Genomic DNA, 17253 nt, shown 5'->3' with positions numbered 1-17253 from the left:
CCAAAAAACAATGTGTTCTTTGGCCATTGGTTGATTGAATTTTGTCCGGGAATTCCCGGGGGTTAGGCGAAAAGCCGGGCTCAGCCGCGCCGGCCCTTGATGGCGGCCCAGATCAGGGCGACCCCGCCCAGCCCCACGACCAGGCCCAGGAAGACCAGAGGCGCGACGTCGGAATCGATCCGGCCCCTGTCGGATATGGAGATTCCGCCGAACAGGATTGCGCAGGCACCGGGCAGCAGCAGGAGGATCCCGAAGATCGCCATGAGCGCGGTCAGGCAGCCGCTGCGCTTGGTCGGCGGGGCGGGAGGCGGTCCCGGAGGGGCTGGCGGCGGCGTGTCGCTGATGCTCATGCCTGCAGGGCTCCTTCGGTTGACTGCGCCGCCAGTTCGGCGCGGATGCCGTCGATCTTTCCGTTCCGGTAGAACAGATTGTAGGTGTCGAACGGAATGATCGCGCCGCTCTCGGTGACGAAATGGATGCAGCTGCGCTTGACGTTGCCGACGCAGAAATTGAAGCGGTCGAGAAACTGCACGATGGTGACGCGGAATACGTTCTCGTAAGTGATGCCTTGCGGGACCTCGAAGCTCGGCAGGCAGCACAACAATTCGCAGACGCGCTCGCTGGTGTTCAGCGGTCCCGAGGACAGCGAAAACAGATCGATGAATTTCTCCCTCAGCGCCGGATGCTTCTCCGGGCTTATCGTATTGGGCAACAAGGCGACGAGTTGCTCCTGCGGGATCAGTGAGGTCAGCGGCAGCACTTTCTCGCCGTTGCGCAGGCCGTAACCGATCGAGATGCTTTCGGGGTTGCAGGGCAGCGGGATCATGTCCTTGTCGCCGAACACGCCGGTTTCGACCACGCGCTTGCGGATCTCCGACAGCATGATGCGGTCGGTGTTCTTGTCGAAATTCTCGTTGCGGCCGGCATCCTGCACCGGCTGCAGCGTGACGCCGCGCACGCATTTGCACGTGAGCGCATGGCGAACGATGTCGCCGATCTCGGCATCGTTGACGCCGCGCTTGATGGTCGCCACCAGCGTGGTCGACACGCCGTAATGCTCGAGATTCTCCAGCGCCTGCTGACGGATCTTGCGCAAATCGGCGCCGCGCAGATTGATCAGCGCGTCGCGTTCGAGCGAGTCGAACTGGAGATAGACCTCGAGCCCGCGCTTGTTCTCGGCGAGCCGCGCCACGAAATCCTTTTCGCGGGCGATACGCAGGCCGTTGGTGTTGATCATGACATGGCGGATCGGGCGGGCGCGCACCGCATCGAGGATCGCGAAGAAATCCGGATGCAGCGTCGGCTCGCCGCCGGAGATCTGCACCAAATCAGGCTCGCCTTCGCTCGCGACCAGCGCGTCGAGCATTCGCTCGACCTTGGCCAGCGGCGTGAAGCTGGTCCGCGCCGGTGAGGAATCGGCAAAGCACACCGGGCAGGTCAGATTGCAATGCTCGGTGATCTCGATCAGGGCCAGGCAGGAATGCTGCTCGTGGTCGGGGCACAGGCCGCAATCGTAGGGACAGCCGAATTCGGTATGCCGTTGAAAGGCGAGCGGCCGGTCGCCGGGCTTGATGAAATCCTTGCACAGGCGCCAATAGGCTGCGTCCGTCGACACCAGCGTGGACTGGACGCCATGCTCCTTGCAGCGCTTCTCGTACCAGACCTCGTTGTCGAGGATCTGGATCTTGGCCGGCACCAGCTTCAGGCAGGTCTCGCAGAGAGATTGAGTCTGGCCCCAGAAGATATAAGGGCGCGACTTACGCAACGGCGCGTTCATGCATGGGTCTCGCTTTGGGCGCCCTCGCCAGCATGACGACAGCGTAGAGCAGGATGGACAGCGACAGCAGGTGAAACAGCGTGAAGGGGCCGATCAGCGTGCCGTAGGGCTTGAGGAATTCCCACAGGAAGCGCTGTGCGCCATAGTAGACAAGGACGAGGTAGAAACCATTGGTGATCACAAACGCGCTCCGGTTCAAGACCGCCAGCACGTAGAGCAACGCGAATACCCCCATCGCGGCGCTTTCGTAGAGCTGCACGGGATGGCGCGGGACGCCGTCGCCGAAATCATGACCCCAGGGCCATGCCGTCGGGGTGCCGTAGGTGAAATCGTCGAGGCCCGCGAAATAGCAGCCGAGCCGGCCGATCGCGATGCCGATCGCCAGTGGCAGCGCAAAACGGACGCCGGTTCGGACCGTGATCCCTGCGGACCATTTGTAGAGCTCGATCGCCACGATGCCGCCGGCGAGCGCACCTTCCACAGAGCGCGCAATGCCGCTCTGGCCCGACAGCCACAAATTGGCGGAGCCGAACAGATAGGCGCCGAGCCCCGCACCGAACACCAAAGCGGCGAGGTAGGACCGCTCGAAGGATTGCGCCGGAAACCGCAAGCCCTGTCGCGACAGCCAGTACAGCGCCGCGGCCGCAGCCAGCCACGCCCCGACATCGAAGAGAGTGTGAAGGAAAGCCCCGCTCATGCGGGGGACATTAGCCCAGGTTCCCGCTTGGCGGGATAGTGCGGCCGCTTCTTATCCCCGAAGAGGAGCGAGGCAGGCGGCTAGCCCGCTTGCCGCTCTTCGGTCGGATAGACCCCGCGCAGCACCTCTTCGAAGTGCAACTTCACAGCCTCGTTGCACAGGCAGGCGCGCAGGCGCAGGCCTTCGCGGTTGCGGACGAGGATCGATCCGCGCCGCGTGTCGAGCACGCCTTCCGCCTTAAACGACTGGAGCACGCGGCTGGCATAGCTGCGGCCGACGCCGAGCAGTGTCGCGAGCTGCTCGTGCGTCAGAGGCACGCTGCTCTCGTCGCCGGTCCGTTCCATCGCCGCCAGCATCCATTTGGCGGTGCGCTGCTCGATCGAGTGAATGGCGTTGCAGGCGGTGGACTGGAAGATCTGCGCCAGCATGCAGTCGGCGTAGCGGGCGAAGACATGGCGCAACGAGGACGAGCGCTGCTTGGCGGCCTCCAGCTTGCTGACGTGAATGCGCGCAAAGGGCCCACCGAATTTCACGCAGATCCGGGTGTAGGCCGGCAGATAACCCTCGCTGACGATGCCGCCCACCGCGCCTTCGCGGCCAACCAGGATGGTCTCGACGTCACGGCCGTCCTCATTGGGAACGAGGAAGGTTGCAAGCGATGGTCCGCAGGGGAAGTGGACGACCTGGACGTCGTCGCCGGGGTTATAGAGCAATTCATTCGCCGCGGCGCTTTCGAGCATGACATGCGGCGCAAGCAGGGCGAAGTCGGCCGGGCTCAAGCGCCGCAGCAGATTGTTGGTCGGCCGGCTATCGATCTCGGTGGCCTTGCTGGTCCGCGCGTCCATCTTAAACTCCCATCCGCCTCCACATTAGCGAGTTCCGACGAGGCCCTGTGTGCACAAGTGGACAGACCTGACAACTGTGATGTGGTGGTTTCGTTCCGGGAACCCTCCGCGCTGGGTAAAGGCGTCGTGACCGGTATCCCAGTCAGAGACACCTCATGCTCCACGTTACGATGATGGCACCCGCCGTTTCCGATGGTTCAAATTGTCCCGCCGATGTCCTCATCGTCGAGGACGATCCGATCATCGCAATCGACTTCGAGGATCGCCTGCTCGGATTTGGCGTGAAGAGCGTGCGCACGGCAGGTTCAGTGGCGCAGGCGCTGGCCGCGATCGCGGCGCGTGCCCCCGAATTCGCCTTGCTCGACGTCGGATTGAGTCGCGAGAACAGCTTTGCGGTCGCCGAACGGCTCGCGGCCCTGAAAATTCCGTTCGTCTTCGTCACTGGTTACGGCGCTGACGCGCGCATCCCGCCGGTATTCGCCGGCCAGCCGCGACTGCAGAAGCCGTGTTCGAGCGACGCGCTGGAGGCGGCGCTCCAGGTCCGCGCGGCGGACTAGCGATACGGTCAGGCCTGCTTCGGATCGAGCGTGGTCGACCACAGCGCGACGTCGGCGCGGTCGCGCAAGGTCACCGTCATCTGGCCGGAAGCGCCATCGATCTTGACGTGACCGAAGAACTGCATGCCGGCCGATGGCGGCAGGTTCTGGCTGTCTTTCCCGGGCGCCTTGACGAAACGCACCTCCGGCCCAAACGTATTGTCGAGCGCGTTCGGACCGAATGTGCCCGCGTGAAGCGGGCCTGACACGAACTCCCAGAACGGCTCGAAATCCTGGAATTGCGCCTTGTTCGGATCGTAATAGTGCGCGGCGGCGTAATGCACGTCCGCCGTCAGCCATACGGTGTTGCTGATCGGCGCCATCTTGATGAAACGCAGGATGTCGGCGATCTCGAACTCGCGGCCGCGCACCGGGCCGTCGCCCTGCGCAATGGCTTCCGATCCACCCTTTGCCGTATCTGATACGACGAGGCTGAGCGGCATATCGGAGGCGATCACCTTCCAGGTCGCGCGAGAATTCAACAGGCCGTGCTTGAGCCAGGCGGTTTGGTCGGGGCCGAGGAAATAGCTGGCCGGGCCGTAAGCGGTTTCGAGGTTGGCGCCGTTCGGGCCGCGATAGCTGCGCTCGTCGAGCACGAACACATCGAGGTGGGGACCATAGGAGATCTGGCGATAGACGCGGCCGGGCTCGACGATGCTCTCGCGCATCGGATACATCTCGTGGAAGGCACGGCCTGCGCGGGCCGCAAGCAGTGCGATGTCGCGCTCCTTATAGGTCGCCGGCAGCTCCTTCGAAAGCGACCAGTTGTTGGTCACCTCATGGTCGTCCCACTGCACGAAGATCGGCACTTCGGCATTGAAGGCGCGAAGATTGTCGTCAGTGAAATTGTATTTGTGCGCGGCGCGGTACTCGTCCAGCGTCTCGGCGACCTTGGCTTTCTCGGGGATCGTGACGTTCTTCCAGATCTTGCCGTCGGCGAGCTTAACCTCGGACTGGATAGGGCCGTCGGCATAGATGGTGTCGCCGGAATGCAGGAAGAAATCCGGACGGTGCTTGCGCATCGCCGAGAAGGTGAACATGCCGCCGTCATCGGGGTTGATGCCCCAGCCTTGTCCTGCGACATCGCCGCCCCAGACGAAGCTGACGTCGCGGCGGTCGGCGGGCGCGGTGCGGAAGCGGCCGGTCACCGGCTCGCCCTCCACCGCGGTGTGCGACAGATCGCGGAAGCGGACGCGATAAAAGATGTCCTGTCCGCTAGGCAGGTTTTCGATCAGCATCTTTGCGGTGAAGTCGCTCTCGGGCAGCGCCGCGATCGGCGGCAGTGCGCGGGCATCCCTGAACGACTCCGTCGTCGCCACCTCGACCAGCATCTGTGCGGGCCGGTCGGTGCGCGCCCAGACCACGCCGCCGTCGACGGTGACGTCGCCCGACTGCACGCCGTGGGTCACCGCCGGCCGGTCGGCCGCGCGGGAGAGATGCGGCATTGCGACCGCGCCGAGCGCGCCCGCACTGGTGGTCAGGAAACGGCGGCGGGAGAATTTGATGTTCATGGGATGGTCTCGATATCGCGTGAGGCGGTCGTCCAGGGCGGTCGCATGGTGAAGCCCGACGCTATATGGAGACAATGTGACGAAGCGATTACGCGCGCACGCGCTTACGCGTTGCCGGCGGCCCGGAATTGCGCGCCGGTACGCTGCAGGTTCTGCGGCAGGCTGAATAGCACCGCTTTGCGGTCGGCAACCGCCGCATGGAACTGGTCGAGCGCGATGTTGAAGGCGGTGAGCGCACCTTCCTCGATCGCGCCGTGGTCGTAGCAGCGCAACGTGTCGCGCAGGATCTCGTCGGCCTCGGTCTGCATCTGATCGAGATCTTCGGTCGTCTCGCTCTTTCGTGCGGCGGTGATCATGTCGAGCAGCCGCTCGCGCAGATGGCTGTTGTTGTCGCGCTCGTCCTTCTTCAGATAGCCCGCAAACCAGGCGCCGATCGAGCCCATGGCCGAGAGCGCCATCAGGGTCCACCAGATGTAATCGCTGTACCTGTCGAGGAACGTCTTTTCTTCGCCGTCGACGAAAGCGGCGGCGCCGGGATGCACGGGAATCACCGCATCCTTGTCGGTGTCGGGCGTTTCGATCTTCGCCGCCAGCGGGAATTCCGTCACCAATTGCTGGCGGACGGAGAATAGTTGGCGCGTGAACGCCGCGATGGTGGTTTCGGACACAGCCTTGCGCGCCACGATGTGGTGCGAGAAGCTGATGGTCTTGACCTCGTCGTCGGGACGATCGGGCGAGCCGCCGTAAGTGCCCGCGGGAATCTCGGCCGCTTCATAGACGGGATGATTTTGCGCAATCGCATCGGCGGAATCGATCGCGAGGAAAGTCGGGGTGCCGAACTCCTTGGCGGAAGTGGCGATCGCGTCCGAAGTGATCTTGCTGTTGACGGGACCGGCCGCGAGATAGGCATCGACCTTCTGAGACTTGATCGCCTCGGCAACTTCATTGGCCGGGAATTGCACGATCTCGACCTTGGCGGGATCGACGCCGTATTGCTGCAGGATTACCTTGAGCAAATTGACGTTGGCCTGGGTGCGGCCAACCACGCCGACCCGATGCCCGGCGAGCTGCGCGATCTTGGTGATCTTCGCACCCTTCTTCTTACCCTTGACGGGTATGGACCACAACACCACGACATTCTTGCGCAGGGTCGCAACGGCTTGCGCGTTTTTCGGCACGTCGAGATCGCCGCGGACGATGGCAAGATCGGCTTTGCCTTCCGCCACCAGATTGGCGCTGGCGGTGGCGCCGTCGGTCTGGATCGGACGCAGTCGCACAGAGCTCTTGTGCTGTGCGAAGGCCTGGGTCAGTGCCTGCACGACCTTGACGTCGTCGCTGTTGGCGGGGCCGACCGCGATCTTCAGCGTCACCGGCCGCATGGCAAAGTAGTAGCCGCCGGCGAGCGCGCCAACGATCGCGAGCACCAGCGCGAGAGTCACGAGCGCCGTCTTCCGCGCCGACGATCGCGGCGAGGGCGGGGTGGGCGCTTCGGCCAGGTCCAATCCCCCGGTCATCGATCTCCCGAACAGTCGCTTGAGGCTCAGTTTCATCTTGGCCGGCGATTTACGCCCGCAAGTGTAGCAAATTTCTTGTCCGGCAGGGTTACATCTCCGTCATGGTTAGCGGATGGGGTCTAATCCCGTATGAACCCGGGGCGTCGGTGCGGTGTTAGGGTAAAGTTCCCCTAAAAGGATGGAGGCGACGATGGCAGAACGGCTCTCGGCGGAGGCGCGCAGGCAGGCGCTGGGCGGACTACCTGATTGGACCGAGGTTCAGGGACGCGACGCGATCGGGAAAACCTTTGTCTTCAGGGATTTCAACGAGGCGTTCGGATTCATGACGCGCGCGGCGCTGGTCGCCGAGAAGATGGACCACCACCCCGAATGGCGCAATGTCTACAAGACGGTGGAGGTGCTGCTGTCGACCCATGACGCCGGCGGCCTCACCGCGCTCGACATCGAGCTCGCCAAGGCGATGAACGCCATCGCCAAGCTGACACCAGGCTGACGTCTTGCGGGGACCGGCCGAGTTCCCATCTTGTGATCAGCCGGGGATGCGGCGATCTGCCACCCCTGACGCGACCCTTGGCTGGAACGGGGAGTTTGTCGAACATGGCTGCCGAACACAGTGTCGGTTTCGAGCCGGCCGACCGGCTCGCGGAAGATCGTGAGAGCGTGCGCCGCCGCTTCTGGCGCAAGCTGAAGCGTGTCGCCGCGCGACTGCCGTTCGCGGAGGATCTGCTCGCCGCCTATTACTGCGCCTTCGACCGGCAGACGCCGCGCCATGTCCAGGCCTCGCTGCTCGGCGCGATTGCCTATTTCATCCTGCCGTTCGACTTCGTTCCCGACGTGATGCCGATCCTCGGCTTCACCGATGACGCCGCCGTGCTCGCCACCGCGATCCGCATGGTCGCGAGCCATATCACGAACGAGCATCGCGAAGCGGCCCGCGCCGCGTTGAAGCGTGGGGTGGTCGAGGGCGACGCGGAAGCCGCGCAGTAGCTGTCGCCGCATCCTTCACTGTCATTCCCCGCGAAGGCGGGGAATCCAGTACGCCGCGGCTCATCGATTCAACAACACTCGTGACGGAGTCCTGGATCGCCCGGTCAAGCCGGGCAATGACAGTTGAGTATGTGGTGACGATGTCGCAACACTCTACGCGCCGACACCCTCACGGATGCAGGATCACCTTGCCCATGGCCTGACGTCCCGCGAGCACCTTCAGCGCGTCGGCGGTCTGTGCCAGCGGGAAGACACGGTCGACATGCGAGGAGATTTTTCCTTCCGCTGTCCACTTCACAAGCTTCTCGAGATTGGCGCGGTTCTTTTCCGGGTTAAGTCGGGTCCAGGCGCCCCAGAACACGCCGCGGATGTCGCAGCCCTTCAGCAGCGCGAGGTTCAGCGGCATCTTTGGAATGTCGCCGGCAGCAAAGCCGATCACGAGGAATCGGCCTTCCCAGGCAATCGAGCGCAGGGCCTGCTCGGCATAGGTGCCGCCCACGGGATCGAAGATGATGTCGACACCCTTGCCGCCGGTGAGCTTTCGCAAGCCTTCCTTCAAATCTTCCTTGCCGTAATTGAGCGTGAGTTCTGCGCCGTGCGCCTTCGCGAATTCGAGCTTCTCGTCCGACGAGGCGCAGGCGATCACCTTCAGGCCCATCAGCTTGCCCAGCTCGCACGCGGCAAGTCCGGTGCCGCCGGCGGCGCCGAGCACCGCGAGCGTTTCGCCCGGCTTCGGGCTCGCGCGATCTTCCAGCGCATGCAGCGCCGTGCCGTAGATGATGATGATGCCGGCCGCGCGGTCATAATCGAGATTGTCGGGGATTTTCACGATCGATGCGGCCGGCAGCGCGATCTTTTCGCGCGCCCCGTTGTGGCCGCAGGAGGCGACGACGCGATCGCCGACCTTCAGATCGGTTACGCCGGGACCGATGCTCTCGATCACGCCCGCAACTTCGGCGGCCGGCGAGAACGGGAACGGCGGCTTGATCTGGTACTTGCCCTGAATCATCAGGATGTCGAAGAAGTTCAGCGCCGCAGCCTTGATCGCGATCACGGCTTCGCCGGGACCGGCCACCGGATCCGGCACGTCGGCCAGAACGAGATCGTCGGGCTGGCAATATTGCGAGCAGAGGATGGCTTTCATGGCGGCACCTTCTTGAGAGCACTTGGCGTTTCGAGGCAGAATTATAGTTTGGCTGTTTCTGCCGGATTTAGCGCGGTCCCACAATCCGGTTTCTTTGTCTGAAATTGCATTCGGTCCTATCCTCGTCATTGCGAGCGAAGCGAAGCAATCCAGAATCCGTGCCGCGGAAATAGCCTGGATTGCTTCGCTTCGCTCGCAGTGACGGAAGAAGAAAAGGGAGGAATCAAACGATGTTTGAAACAGGCCTGCTCAAGCACAAGCGCATCCTCGTCACCGGCGGCGGTTCGGGTCTCGGTGCTGCGATGGCGCACCGCTTCCTCGCGCTCGGCGCCGAGCTCGTGATCTGCGGCCGCAAGCTCGACCGGCTCGAGGCGGCGGCGAGCGAGATGCGCGAAGAGACAGGCGGCAAGGTCACGACGATCGCCTGCGATATCCGCGACGGCGCCGCCGTCGAGAGCATGATGGACGCCATCTGGCGCGAGGCGCCGCTCGATATTCTCGTCAACAACGCGGCTGCGACTTTCATCGCGCAGAGTGAGCATCTCTCATTCCGCGCCGCGGATGCGATCTTTGCGCCGACACTGCATGGCGCGATGTATTGCACGCTCGCCGCCGGCAAGCGCTGGATCGACGGTAAGCATGGCGGCGTCGTGCTCTCGATCCTCTCGACCTCGACCATCACCGGCCGCGCCTTCACCGTGCCGTCGGCGATGGCGAAGTCGGCCGTGCTGGCGATGACCAAGAGTCTTGCCGTCGAGTGGGGGCCGAAGGGCATCCGCACCGTCGCGATCGCGCCGGGACCGTTCCCGACCGCGGGCGCCTCGGGCCAGCTCCGCCCCGAGGGTCGCGACGAAGGGTGGGCCGCGCGCAACCCGATGGGACGCGCCGGCGAGCATAGCGAGCTTGCCGACCTCGCCAGCTTCCTGGTCTCCGACCGTGCCGGCTACATCAACGGCGAGATGGTGGTGATCGACGGTGGCGCGCATTTGCGCAGCTCCGGCGCCGAGGATTTGTTGCGCTGGACCGATGCGCAATGGTCGGAGCAGCGCGCGGCGCGATCCAGGGCCTAGTCGCCGCGAGCTTCGCTAACTGCCTTCCCAAATTGGACTTTCCCGGCTATCCCTGCCTCGGGGACAATGCGCGACCGGGCCATCTTCCAGTCACAATATTGAGGGAACCACTCCAGCATGTGGCGGGTGCTGATTTTAGCTTTGATGACGGGCGTGGCGGCCTGTGGAATCACCGATTCCGCGCGGGCGCAGACGGCGCAGCCTGCGCCCAAAACTGCACCGAAAGAGGCCGCGCCGAAATCGGCTGCGCCGGCGACCAATACGACTGGAAAGACGGCTGCAAAGCCCGAGAGCAAGCCGGCGGCCCCGCACGCGGCGGTTGCGGGCGGCGCCGAGCCGACCCTGATCGGTCAGTTCGGCACCTGGGGCGCTTATTCGGCCGCGCCCAACGGCAAAAAGGTCTGCTTCGCGCTGGCCAAGCCGTCGTCGTCGAAGACCAACCCGCCGAATCGGCCGCGCGATCCTGCCTATGCCTTTGTCTCCACCCGCCCGGCGGAGAAGGTCAACAACGAAGTCTCGGTCATGATCGGCTACGCGCTGAAGCCGGGCTCTGAATCCTCGGTCGAGGTCGGCGGCGCCGCTTTCGCCATGTACTCGCAGGGCGATGGTCTCTGGATCAAGAACGCGGCCGAGGAAGAGCGGATGGTCGAGGCCATGCGCAAATCCGCCGATCTCGTGGTCAAGGGCATCTCGTCCAAGGGGACCGAGACGACCGACACCTTCTCGCTGAAGGGCCTTGCCCAGGCGCTCGACAGGATCGCCCAGGATTGCAGGCGTTAAGCCTGCGGTCGATAAGGTCGCAATCGGCGGTTCCGGTTGCTATATAGGGGCGGTTCCAAAGGTACAGACGTCATGGCCGGGCTAGAGCGCGAAGCGCGTATCCCGGCCATCCACGCGCTGGCTACGGACAGAAAAGAACGCGGATGCCCGGGACAAGCCCGGGCATGACGAGACAGCAGCAGCAATCTCAGGCACCGATGACCGAGCCGCACAACGCAACGCTGGTGGAGAAGACTCCGCTCGAAACCTATGTGCCGCCGGCCAAGCCGTCGCTGATCGGCTTGTCGCGCACCGAGTTGGCCGATCGCCTCGGGGAGATCGGCGTCGCTCCGGCTCAGCGCAAGATGCGCGTACAGCAGCTGTGGCACTGGATGTATTTCCGGGGCGCCCAGAATTTCGAAGAGATGACCTCGGTCTCGAAGGGCATTCGCGCCGACCTCGCCCAGCATTTCACGGTCGACCGGCCCGAAGTCGTGGCCGAGCAGATCTCCAACGACGGAACCCGCAAATGGCTGCTGCGGCTGCCGAGCGGCGACAATGTCGAGCGGGCGCACGAAGTCGAGTGCGTCTACATCCCGGAAACCGATCGCGGCACGCTGTGCGTCTCCTCGCAGGTCGGCTGCACCTTGAACTGCTCGTTCTGTCACACCGGCACGCAGCGCCTGGTGCGCAATCTCACCGCCGGCGAGATCGTCGGACAGGTGATGGTCGCGCGGGATCGTCTGAACGACTGGGCCGATCGAGAAGACGGTACGCGCCGCGTCACCAACATCGTGATGATGGGCATGGGCGAGCCGCTCTACAATTTCGACGCGGTGCGCGATGCGCTGCTCATCGTCGGCGACAACGAAGGCATCGGCATCTCCCGCCGCCGCATCACGCTGTCGACCTCGGGTGTGGTCCCGAATATCGTGCGCGCGGGCGAGGAGATCGGCGTCATGCTCGCGATCTCGCTGCATGCGGTGCGCGACGAGCTGCGCAACGAGCTGGTCCCGCTCAACCGCAAATATCCGATCAAGGAATTGCTGCAGGCCTGCCGCGACTATCCGGGCGCCTCGAACGCGCGTCGCATCACCTTCGAATATGTGATGCTCAAGGGCGTCAACGATTCGCTGGACGATGCCAAGCTGCTGGTGAAGATGCTCAAGGGCATTCACGCCAAGATCAATTTGATCCCGTTCAACCCCTGGCCCGGCACCGCCTATGAATGCTCGGACTGGGACCAGATCGAAAAATTCTCCGAGTACGTCTTCAACGCGGGTTACTCCTCGCCGGTGCGCACTCCGCGCGGCCGCGACATCCTGGCGGCCTGCGGCCAGCTCAAGTCGGAGACCGAAAAACTCTCCGCCAGGGAACGCCAGACGCTGCGGGCCATGGCGATGACGGACTAGCTTGACAGGCGCACTGTGTTGCTTGCCCGTCATTGCGAGGAGCGCAGCGACGAAGCAATCCAGACTGCCTCCGCAGACGCATCTCTGGATTGCTTCGCTCGCAATGACGGTAACGTTGGCTTCCTCTGCATGTCCCTGATCGGCCGCCTCGTCGTCATCTTCATCGGCTTTCTCGCCGCCTGCTTCGTCGGCGGCATGATCGTCGTCGTCGCGCTGTTGTTTCCGGAGTTCGCCGATCTCGGCGCCGGTCCCGTCGACCAGGGCACGATCGATATCCTGCTCGGGTTCGGCTTCATCTTCGTTTCCGGTTTTGCGCTGGTGCCGGCGGCGGTGATCGTCGCGATCACCGAGGCGCTCTACATCCGCAGCGCGCTCGCCTATGCCGTGGGCGGCGGGGTCGTGGGGCTCGCCTGCTATCTCGGGCTGGTCCCGTTTCATTCCGACACGCTGCAATTCGAAGGCATCGTGCGGCGGCATCTGGAGATCATGACCGGCGCGGGTATCGTCGCCGGTGTCGTCTACTGGCTGATCGCCGGCCGCAATGCCGGCGCCTGGCGCAATCCGCCGCTGCCGCGCAAGCCGCCTCCGCCACTGCCGTCGAATTCGCGGCCGGATGCACGGTGACTTTCTGACTTGCCACGGGGTTTTCATCCCCTTCCCACTCGGCTAAACCGCGCGCCATGAACCGGACCGGACTCTTCATCGCCCTGGCGCTGTGGCTCGTGATCGGCGTCGTTTTCGGCCTCTATCCCGAGCTCGATCTCAAGCTCGCCGCGCTGTTCTTCGACCCTGATACCAAATCGTTTCCGCTCAAGCTGAACGATTGGGCAGGCTTCGCGCGCGATGCCGCGATGTGGGTTGCCTGGGCGTTCGTGCTGCCTGCGCTGACAGCGCTCGTGGTCAAGATGGTCAGGCCCGACCGCCCGCTGATGGTATCCGGGCGCGCGATCGTCTTCCTGCTGGTCACGATCATCATGTCGGCCGGCATCCTCACCAATCTCGCCTTCAAGTCCTATTGGGGCCGGCCGCGCCCGGTGGTGGTGACGCAGTTTGCCGGCGACCAGCAATTCGTGCCGTGGTGGGATCCGCGCGGCGGCTGCGCGCGCAACTGCTCGTTCTTCTCGGGCGAGGGCGCGACCGCGTTCTGGACGCTGGCGCCCGCCGCACTGGCACCGCCGCCGTGGCGGCCGCTCGCTTATGCCGGAGCCGTGGTGTTCGGCCTCGTGACCAGCGGCCTGCGGATGGCCTTTGGCGGCCACTTCTTCACCGATGTCTCGATCGCCGGCCTCGTCACCTTCGTCGTGATCTGGTTTGCCTACGCGCTGATTTACCGCTGGCCGCGGACCCGGTTTTCGGACGAGGCGGTCGATGCCGCCCTGACCCGGTTGAACATGCCCGCCTACCGGCTGCGCCAGCGCCTGTTCGGCCGCAAGACGGACCCCGAGCCGTCAGTTTGAGCCATTAAAGGGGTGCCGAGCCCCGCGAAATTTGATAATCGCGCGGTCAACCCGTGAAACGACACCCGCCCTTCGAGACCGATTGGAAGCCCCATGACCACGATCCTGAAAAGCCTGCCCAAGGGTGAGAAAGTCGGCATCGCTTTTTCGGGCGGCCTCGACACGTCAGCGGCGCTGCTCTGGATGAAGCAGAAGGGCGCGCGCTGCTACGCCTATACCGCCAATCTCGGCCAGCCTGACGAGGCTGACTACAACGAGATCCCGCGCAAGGCGATGGAGTTCGGCGCGGAGAAAGCGCTGCTGGTCGATTGCCGCACGCAGCTCGTCCATGAAGGCATCGCCGCGATCCAGTCCGGCGCCTTCCACATCTCGACCGGCGGCATCACCTATTTCAACACCACGCCATTGGGGCGCGCGGTCACCGGCACGATGCTGGTTGCGGCGATGAAGGAGGACGGCGTCAACATCTGGGGCGACGGCTCGACCTTCAAGGGCAACGACATCGAGCGCTTCTATCGCTACGGCCTGCTGACCAATCCGGGCCTGCGCATCTACAAGCCCTGGCTCGACCAGCAGTTCATCGACGAGCTTGGCGGCCGCGCCGAGATGTCGGCGTTCATGACGGCGCAGGGCTTTGCCTACAAGATGAGCGCCGAGAAGGCATATTCGACCGACAGCAATCTGCTCGGCGCCACGCATGAAGCCAAGGATCTCGAGAGCCTCGACAGCGGCATCAAGATCGTCAACCCGATCATGGGCGTGCCGTTCTGGCGTGACGACTGCAGCGTCAAGGCCGAGAAGGTCGTGGTGCGTTTCGAGGAAGGTGAGCCGGTGGCGCTGAACGGCCAGACCTTCGGCGATCCCGTCGCGCTGTTCCTCGAAGCCAACGCGATCGGCGGACGGCACGGCCTCGGCATGAGCGATCAGATCGAGAACCGCATCATCGAGGCCAAGAGCCGCGGCATCTATGAAGCGCCCGGCATGGCGCTGCTGCACATCGCCTATGAGCGCCTCGTCACCGGCATCCACAACGAGGACACCATCGAACAATACCGCATCAGCGGCATGCGTCTCGGTCGCCTGCTCTATCAGGGCCGCTGGTTCGATTCGCAGGCCCTGATGCTGCGCGAGACCGCGCAGCGCTGGGTCGCGCGCGCGGTCACCGGCGAGGTCACGCTCGAGCTGCGCCGCGGCAACGACTACTCGATCCTCAACACCGAAAGCCCGAACCTGACCTATGCGCCGGAGCGGCTCAGCATGGAGAAGGTCGAGGACGCGGCGTTCACACCGGCCGATCGCATCGGTCAGCTCACCATGCGCAACCTCGACATCAACGATACCCGCGCCAAGCTGAAGCTCTACAGCGACACGGGCCTGTTGTCGGGCAGCGAAGGCTCGCAGATCTTCCGGCTGGAGAGCGACAAGGGCTGAGGCATCTGCTCGTGTCCCGGACGCGATGCAGCGCGAAGCGGTGCGTCGCAGAGCCGGGACCGACGCCGATCCAACTGCATCGATAGTATGGGCCCCGGCTCAGCAGCGCATCACTACGTGCTGCGCTGCGTCCGGGGCACGCGACTGGAAAAACAAAAATGGCCGGGATTGCTCCCGGCCATTTTGCATTTGTGCTTCGCCTCAGCGCGGCGGCGCGGTGCCGGGCGGGGGCGGCGGCAGCGAGGCCTGGCCGCCATTGAGCAGCGGCGTGATGTTGCGGACGGTGACGCGCCGGTTGATCGCGCTCGGCCCTTGCGTCTGCTCCTTCAGGTACTGCTCGCCATAGCCCTGCGACGTCAGGTTCTCAGACGGCACACCGAATTGCTGGGTCAGCAATTCGGCGGCGGACTGCGCACGACGATCCGACAATGACAAATTGTCGACGTCGTTGCCGACCGCGTCAGTGTGTCCCTCGATCAGGAACACCGCGCGCGGGTTGGCCTGGATCGCCTGATTAAGACCGTCGGCGATCACTTGCAGCTTGGCCGCCTGATCCGGTGGGATCGTCCACGACCCCGTCTCGAAACTGATCGAGTTGACGTCGATGCTCGGCATCTGCATGCGAACATTGGGGCTGTAGCGGATTTCGTCGAGCGTATAACGCCGATCGATCCGCTGCACCGGTGGTGCCCGCATGGTCTGGTAGATCACGTCCGGCGACGCCTCCTGGGCATCGACGATATAGCGGTCGTAGGGAATGTTCACGACCGGCGGCGGCGCGTCGACATAGAAGCCGCCGACCGACTGCGGATCGCGGTAACTGTTGTCGATGATGATAAGCTCGCGGCCGCGAGGATCCCTGCGAATTCGCCGCAGCAGCCGACCGTCCGGACCGACAACAGTAATGATCTCGCTGCCATCGGGACGGATCACCACGGTGCGGGTATCGGCGCCGACAGTCTCGGTGCGGATGTCGCGGGCGCCGTAGCGGAAGCGATAGAGATCGTTGCCGCGGACGTATGTCTGCCCACCGGGATCGCGGATGATGATGCGGTCCGGCTCGGTGTAGACGGTGCGGCCGCCTTCGACGGATTCGCGCCGCTGATTGTGGAGGTCTGCGATGGTGGCTCCGATCACGGCACCGGCCACCACGCCAGCACCGATCGCGAGCGGCGTGAGGTCACGCTGCGGCGGACGCGGTGCTGGCGGCAGCGGTGCTGCGACCCTCGGCGCGGTTCGGAAGGCTGGCGCAACCGTTGGCGGCGCGTATTCCGCCCTGTTGGGCGGAGGCGTTGCGGCCGCGGAGCCCGGGACGGTGCTCGGCGCCGCGGCGCCGGCGGGGGGGGCTGGCGGTCGAGGCGGGGCGCCTGCCTGCGGCTGGGTCGGCGGAGCTCCGGCAGCGGGCGCGCCAGCAGGAGGCGTTCCTCCCTGCTGACCGGGGGTTGGCGCCGCGGTTGGAGCCGGGGTCGCGCCAGGAGCGGGCGTGGGTCCCGCACCGGGACGTCCGGGCGGGGGCGTCGGAGCGCCACCGGGGGTCGGCGTGGCCGTCGGCGCGGGTGTGGCGCCCGGAGCAGGTGTTGCTGATCCTGCAGCCGGGGGCGCGCCAGGACGTCCGCCGGGGGGCGGCGCACCGGGGCGGCCAGTCGGCGGCGTGCCCGGCGTGCTGCCCGGAGCCGGCGTTGCGGTCGGCGCAGGTGTTGCTGTCGGAGCAGGCGTGGCGGTTGGGGCAGCAGGCGTCGCCGGGCGCGCTGCGGGAGCAGCAGGTGCCGGGGGAGTTGCTGTCGGCGCAGGCGCAGGCCGTCCCGAAGGACCGGCCGCAGCCGGAGGTGTCGGTGCGTGCTGCTGCGGAGCGGCGGTGGGCGGTGTGGGAGCCGGACGAGCCGCGGGCGGCGTCGCAGGCGGAGGCGTCGGCGCATGCTGCTGCGGAGCCGCGGCGGGCGGCGGTGCCGGGGGCGTGGGAGCCGGGCGTGCCGCGGGCGGTGCAGGAGGCGGCGCATGCTGTTGCGGAGCCGCAGCCGGTGGCGGCGAAGGCGGCTTCGGGGCGGCAGGGGGC

17 protein-coding genes are annotated in these 17253 nt (G+C 64.9%); 9 read left to right on the top strand and 8 right to left on the bottom strand.

Going from position 1 to position 17253, the window contains the following annotated elements; all coding sequences use genetic code 11:
* Window positions 1–80 precede the first annotated feature (80 nt).
* The 4 genes from AC0L21_RS31090 to AC0L21_RS31075 all read right to left on the bottom strand — a co-directional run bounded on the left by AC0L21_RS31090 (window position 81) and on the right by AC0L21_RS31075 (window position 3319).
* A complete protein-coding gene (locus AC0L21_RS31090) occupies window positions 81–350 on the bottom strand; it encodes a hypothetical protein (RefSeq protein ID WP_473265572.1) in 270 nt (89 codons plus the stop codon).
* The gene (locus tag AC0L21_RS31085; RefSeq protein ID WP_473265571.1) at window positions 347–1777 is read right to left on the bottom strand and encodes a radical SAM protein; all 1431 of its coding nucleotides are present in this window, start codon (window positions 1775–1777) and stop codon (window positions 347–349) included. Before AC0L21_RS31085 ends, AC0L21_RS31090 begins: the two co-directional genes overlap by 4 nt.
* A complete protein-coding gene (locus tag AC0L21_RS31080) occupies window positions 1758–2474 on the bottom strand; it encodes a prolipoprotein diacylglyceryl transferase (RefSeq protein ID WP_473265570.1) in 717 nt (238 codons plus the stop codon). The genes AC0L21_RS31085 and AC0L21_RS31080 overlap by 20 nt, the downstream gene beginning before the upstream one ends.
* 80 nt (window positions 2475–2554) lie before the next feature.
* Window positions 2555–3319, bottom strand: coding sequence for a Crp/Fnr family transcriptional regulator (locus tag AC0L21_RS31075; protein ID WP_473265569.1), 765 nt, complete (start codon window positions 3317–3319; stop codon window positions 2555–2557).
* 155 nt (window positions 3320–3474) lie between these two features.
* Between AC0L21_RS31075 and AC0L21_RS31070 the strand changes: the two genes are divergently transcribed.
* Window positions 3475–3876 carry a response regulator gene (locus AC0L21_RS31070; RefSeq protein WP_473265568.1) on the top strand — a complete coding sequence of 134 codons (402 nt, stop codon included), beginning with the start codon at window positions 3475–3477 and terminating at the stop codon, window positions 3874–3876.
* Between the two features lie 8 nt (window positions 3877–3884).
* Here AC0L21_RS31070 and AC0L21_RS31065 read toward each other — a convergent pair whose 3' ends face one another.
* Both AC0L21_RS31065 and AC0L21_RS31060 read right to left on the bottom strand, forming a co-directional pair.
* On the bottom strand, window positions 3885–5426 hold the full coding sequence (locus AC0L21_RS31065; protein WP_473265567.1) for an alkaline phosphatase D family protein: 1542 nt from the start codon (window positions 5424–5426) through the stop codon (window positions 3885–3887).
* A 104-nt stretch (window positions 5427–5530) separates the two neighbouring features.
* On the bottom strand, window positions 5531–6976 hold the full coding sequence (locus AC0L21_RS31060) for a TAXI family TRAP transporter solute-binding subunit (RefSeq protein ID WP_473265566.1): 1446 nt from the start codon (window positions 6974–6976) through the stop codon (window positions 5531–5533).
* 154 nt (window positions 6977–7130) lie between these two features.
* Between AC0L21_RS31060 and AC0L21_RS31055 the strand changes: the two genes are divergently transcribed.
* Window positions 7131–7433: a 4a-hydroxytetrahydrobiopterin dehydratase gene (locus tag AC0L21_RS31055; RefSeq protein WP_473265565.1), complete on the top strand. Its 303-nt coding sequence runs from the start codon at window positions 7131–7133 to the stop codon at window positions 7431–7433.
* 104 nt (window positions 7434–7537) lie between these two features.
* On the top strand, window positions 7538–7927 hold the full coding sequence (locus AC0L21_RS31050; protein ID WP_473265564.1) for a YkvA family protein: 390 nt from the start codon (window positions 7538–7540) through the stop codon (window positions 7925–7927).
* Between the two features lie 169 nt (window positions 7928–8096).
* Here AC0L21_RS31050 and AC0L21_RS31045 read toward each other — a convergent pair whose 3' ends face one another.
* Window positions 8097–9071 carry an NADPH:quinone oxidoreductase family protein gene (locus AC0L21_RS31045; protein ID WP_007598751.1) on the bottom strand — a complete coding sequence of 325 codons (975 nt, stop codon included), beginning with the start codon at window positions 9069–9071 and terminating at the stop codon, window positions 8097–8099.
* 230 nt (window positions 9072–9301) lie between these two features.
* Between AC0L21_RS31045 and AC0L21_RS31040 the strand changes: the two genes are divergently transcribed.
* The 6 genes from AC0L21_RS31040 (at window position 9302) to argG (ending at window position 15200) form a co-directional block, all read left to right on the top strand.
* Window positions 9302–10141, top strand: coding sequence for an SDR family oxidoreductase (locus tag AC0L21_RS31040; RefSeq protein WP_473265563.1), 840 nt, complete (start codon window positions 9302–9304; stop codon window positions 10139–10141).
* Window positions 10142–10258: 117 nt separating this feature from the next.
* On the top strand, window positions 10259–10921 hold the full coding sequence (locus tag AC0L21_RS31035; protein WP_473265562.1) for an invasion associated locus B family protein: 663 nt from the start codon (window positions 10259–10261) through the stop codon (window positions 10919–10921).
* A gap of 197 nt (window positions 10922–11118) precedes the next feature.
* Window positions 11119–12312 (top strand): dual-specificity RNA methyltransferase RlmN, encoded by a 1194-nt coding sequence (gene rlmN, locus AC0L21_RS31030; protein ID WP_473265613.1) that lies wholly within the window; start codon window positions 11119–11121, stop codon window positions 12310–12312.
* A gap of 129 nt (window positions 12313–12441) precedes the next feature.
* Entirely contained in the window at window positions 12442–12936 is a 495-nt protein-coding gene (locus AC0L21_RS31025) for a hypothetical protein (RefSeq protein ID WP_473265561.1), read from the top strand.
* A gap of 56 nt (window positions 12937–12992) precedes the next feature.
* Window positions 12993–13769: a phosphatase PAP2 family protein gene (locus AC0L21_RS31020; protein ID WP_473265560.1), complete on the top strand. Its 777-nt coding sequence runs from the start codon at window positions 12993–12995 to the stop codon at window positions 13767–13769.
* Between the two features lie 93 nt (window positions 13770–13862).
* Window positions 13863–15200, top strand: coding sequence for an argininosuccinate synthase (argG, locus tag AC0L21_RS31015; protein WP_473265559.1), 1338 nt, complete (start codon window positions 13863–13865; stop codon window positions 15198–15200).
* A 201-nt stretch (window positions 15201–15401) separates the two neighbouring features.
* Here the strand turns inward: argG and AC0L21_RS31010 are convergent.
* Window positions 15402–17253, bottom strand: a 1852-nt coding sequence (locus AC0L21_RS31010) for an OmpA family protein (protein WP_473265558.1), incomplete at its 5' end; no start/stop codon positions are given.

The sequence above is a fragment of the Bradyrhizobium sp. WSM4873 genome (assembly GCF_055811355.1).
The sequence above is the reverse complement of the archived record's forward strand: the minus strand, read 5'-3'. Positions and strand labels throughout refer to the sequence as shown.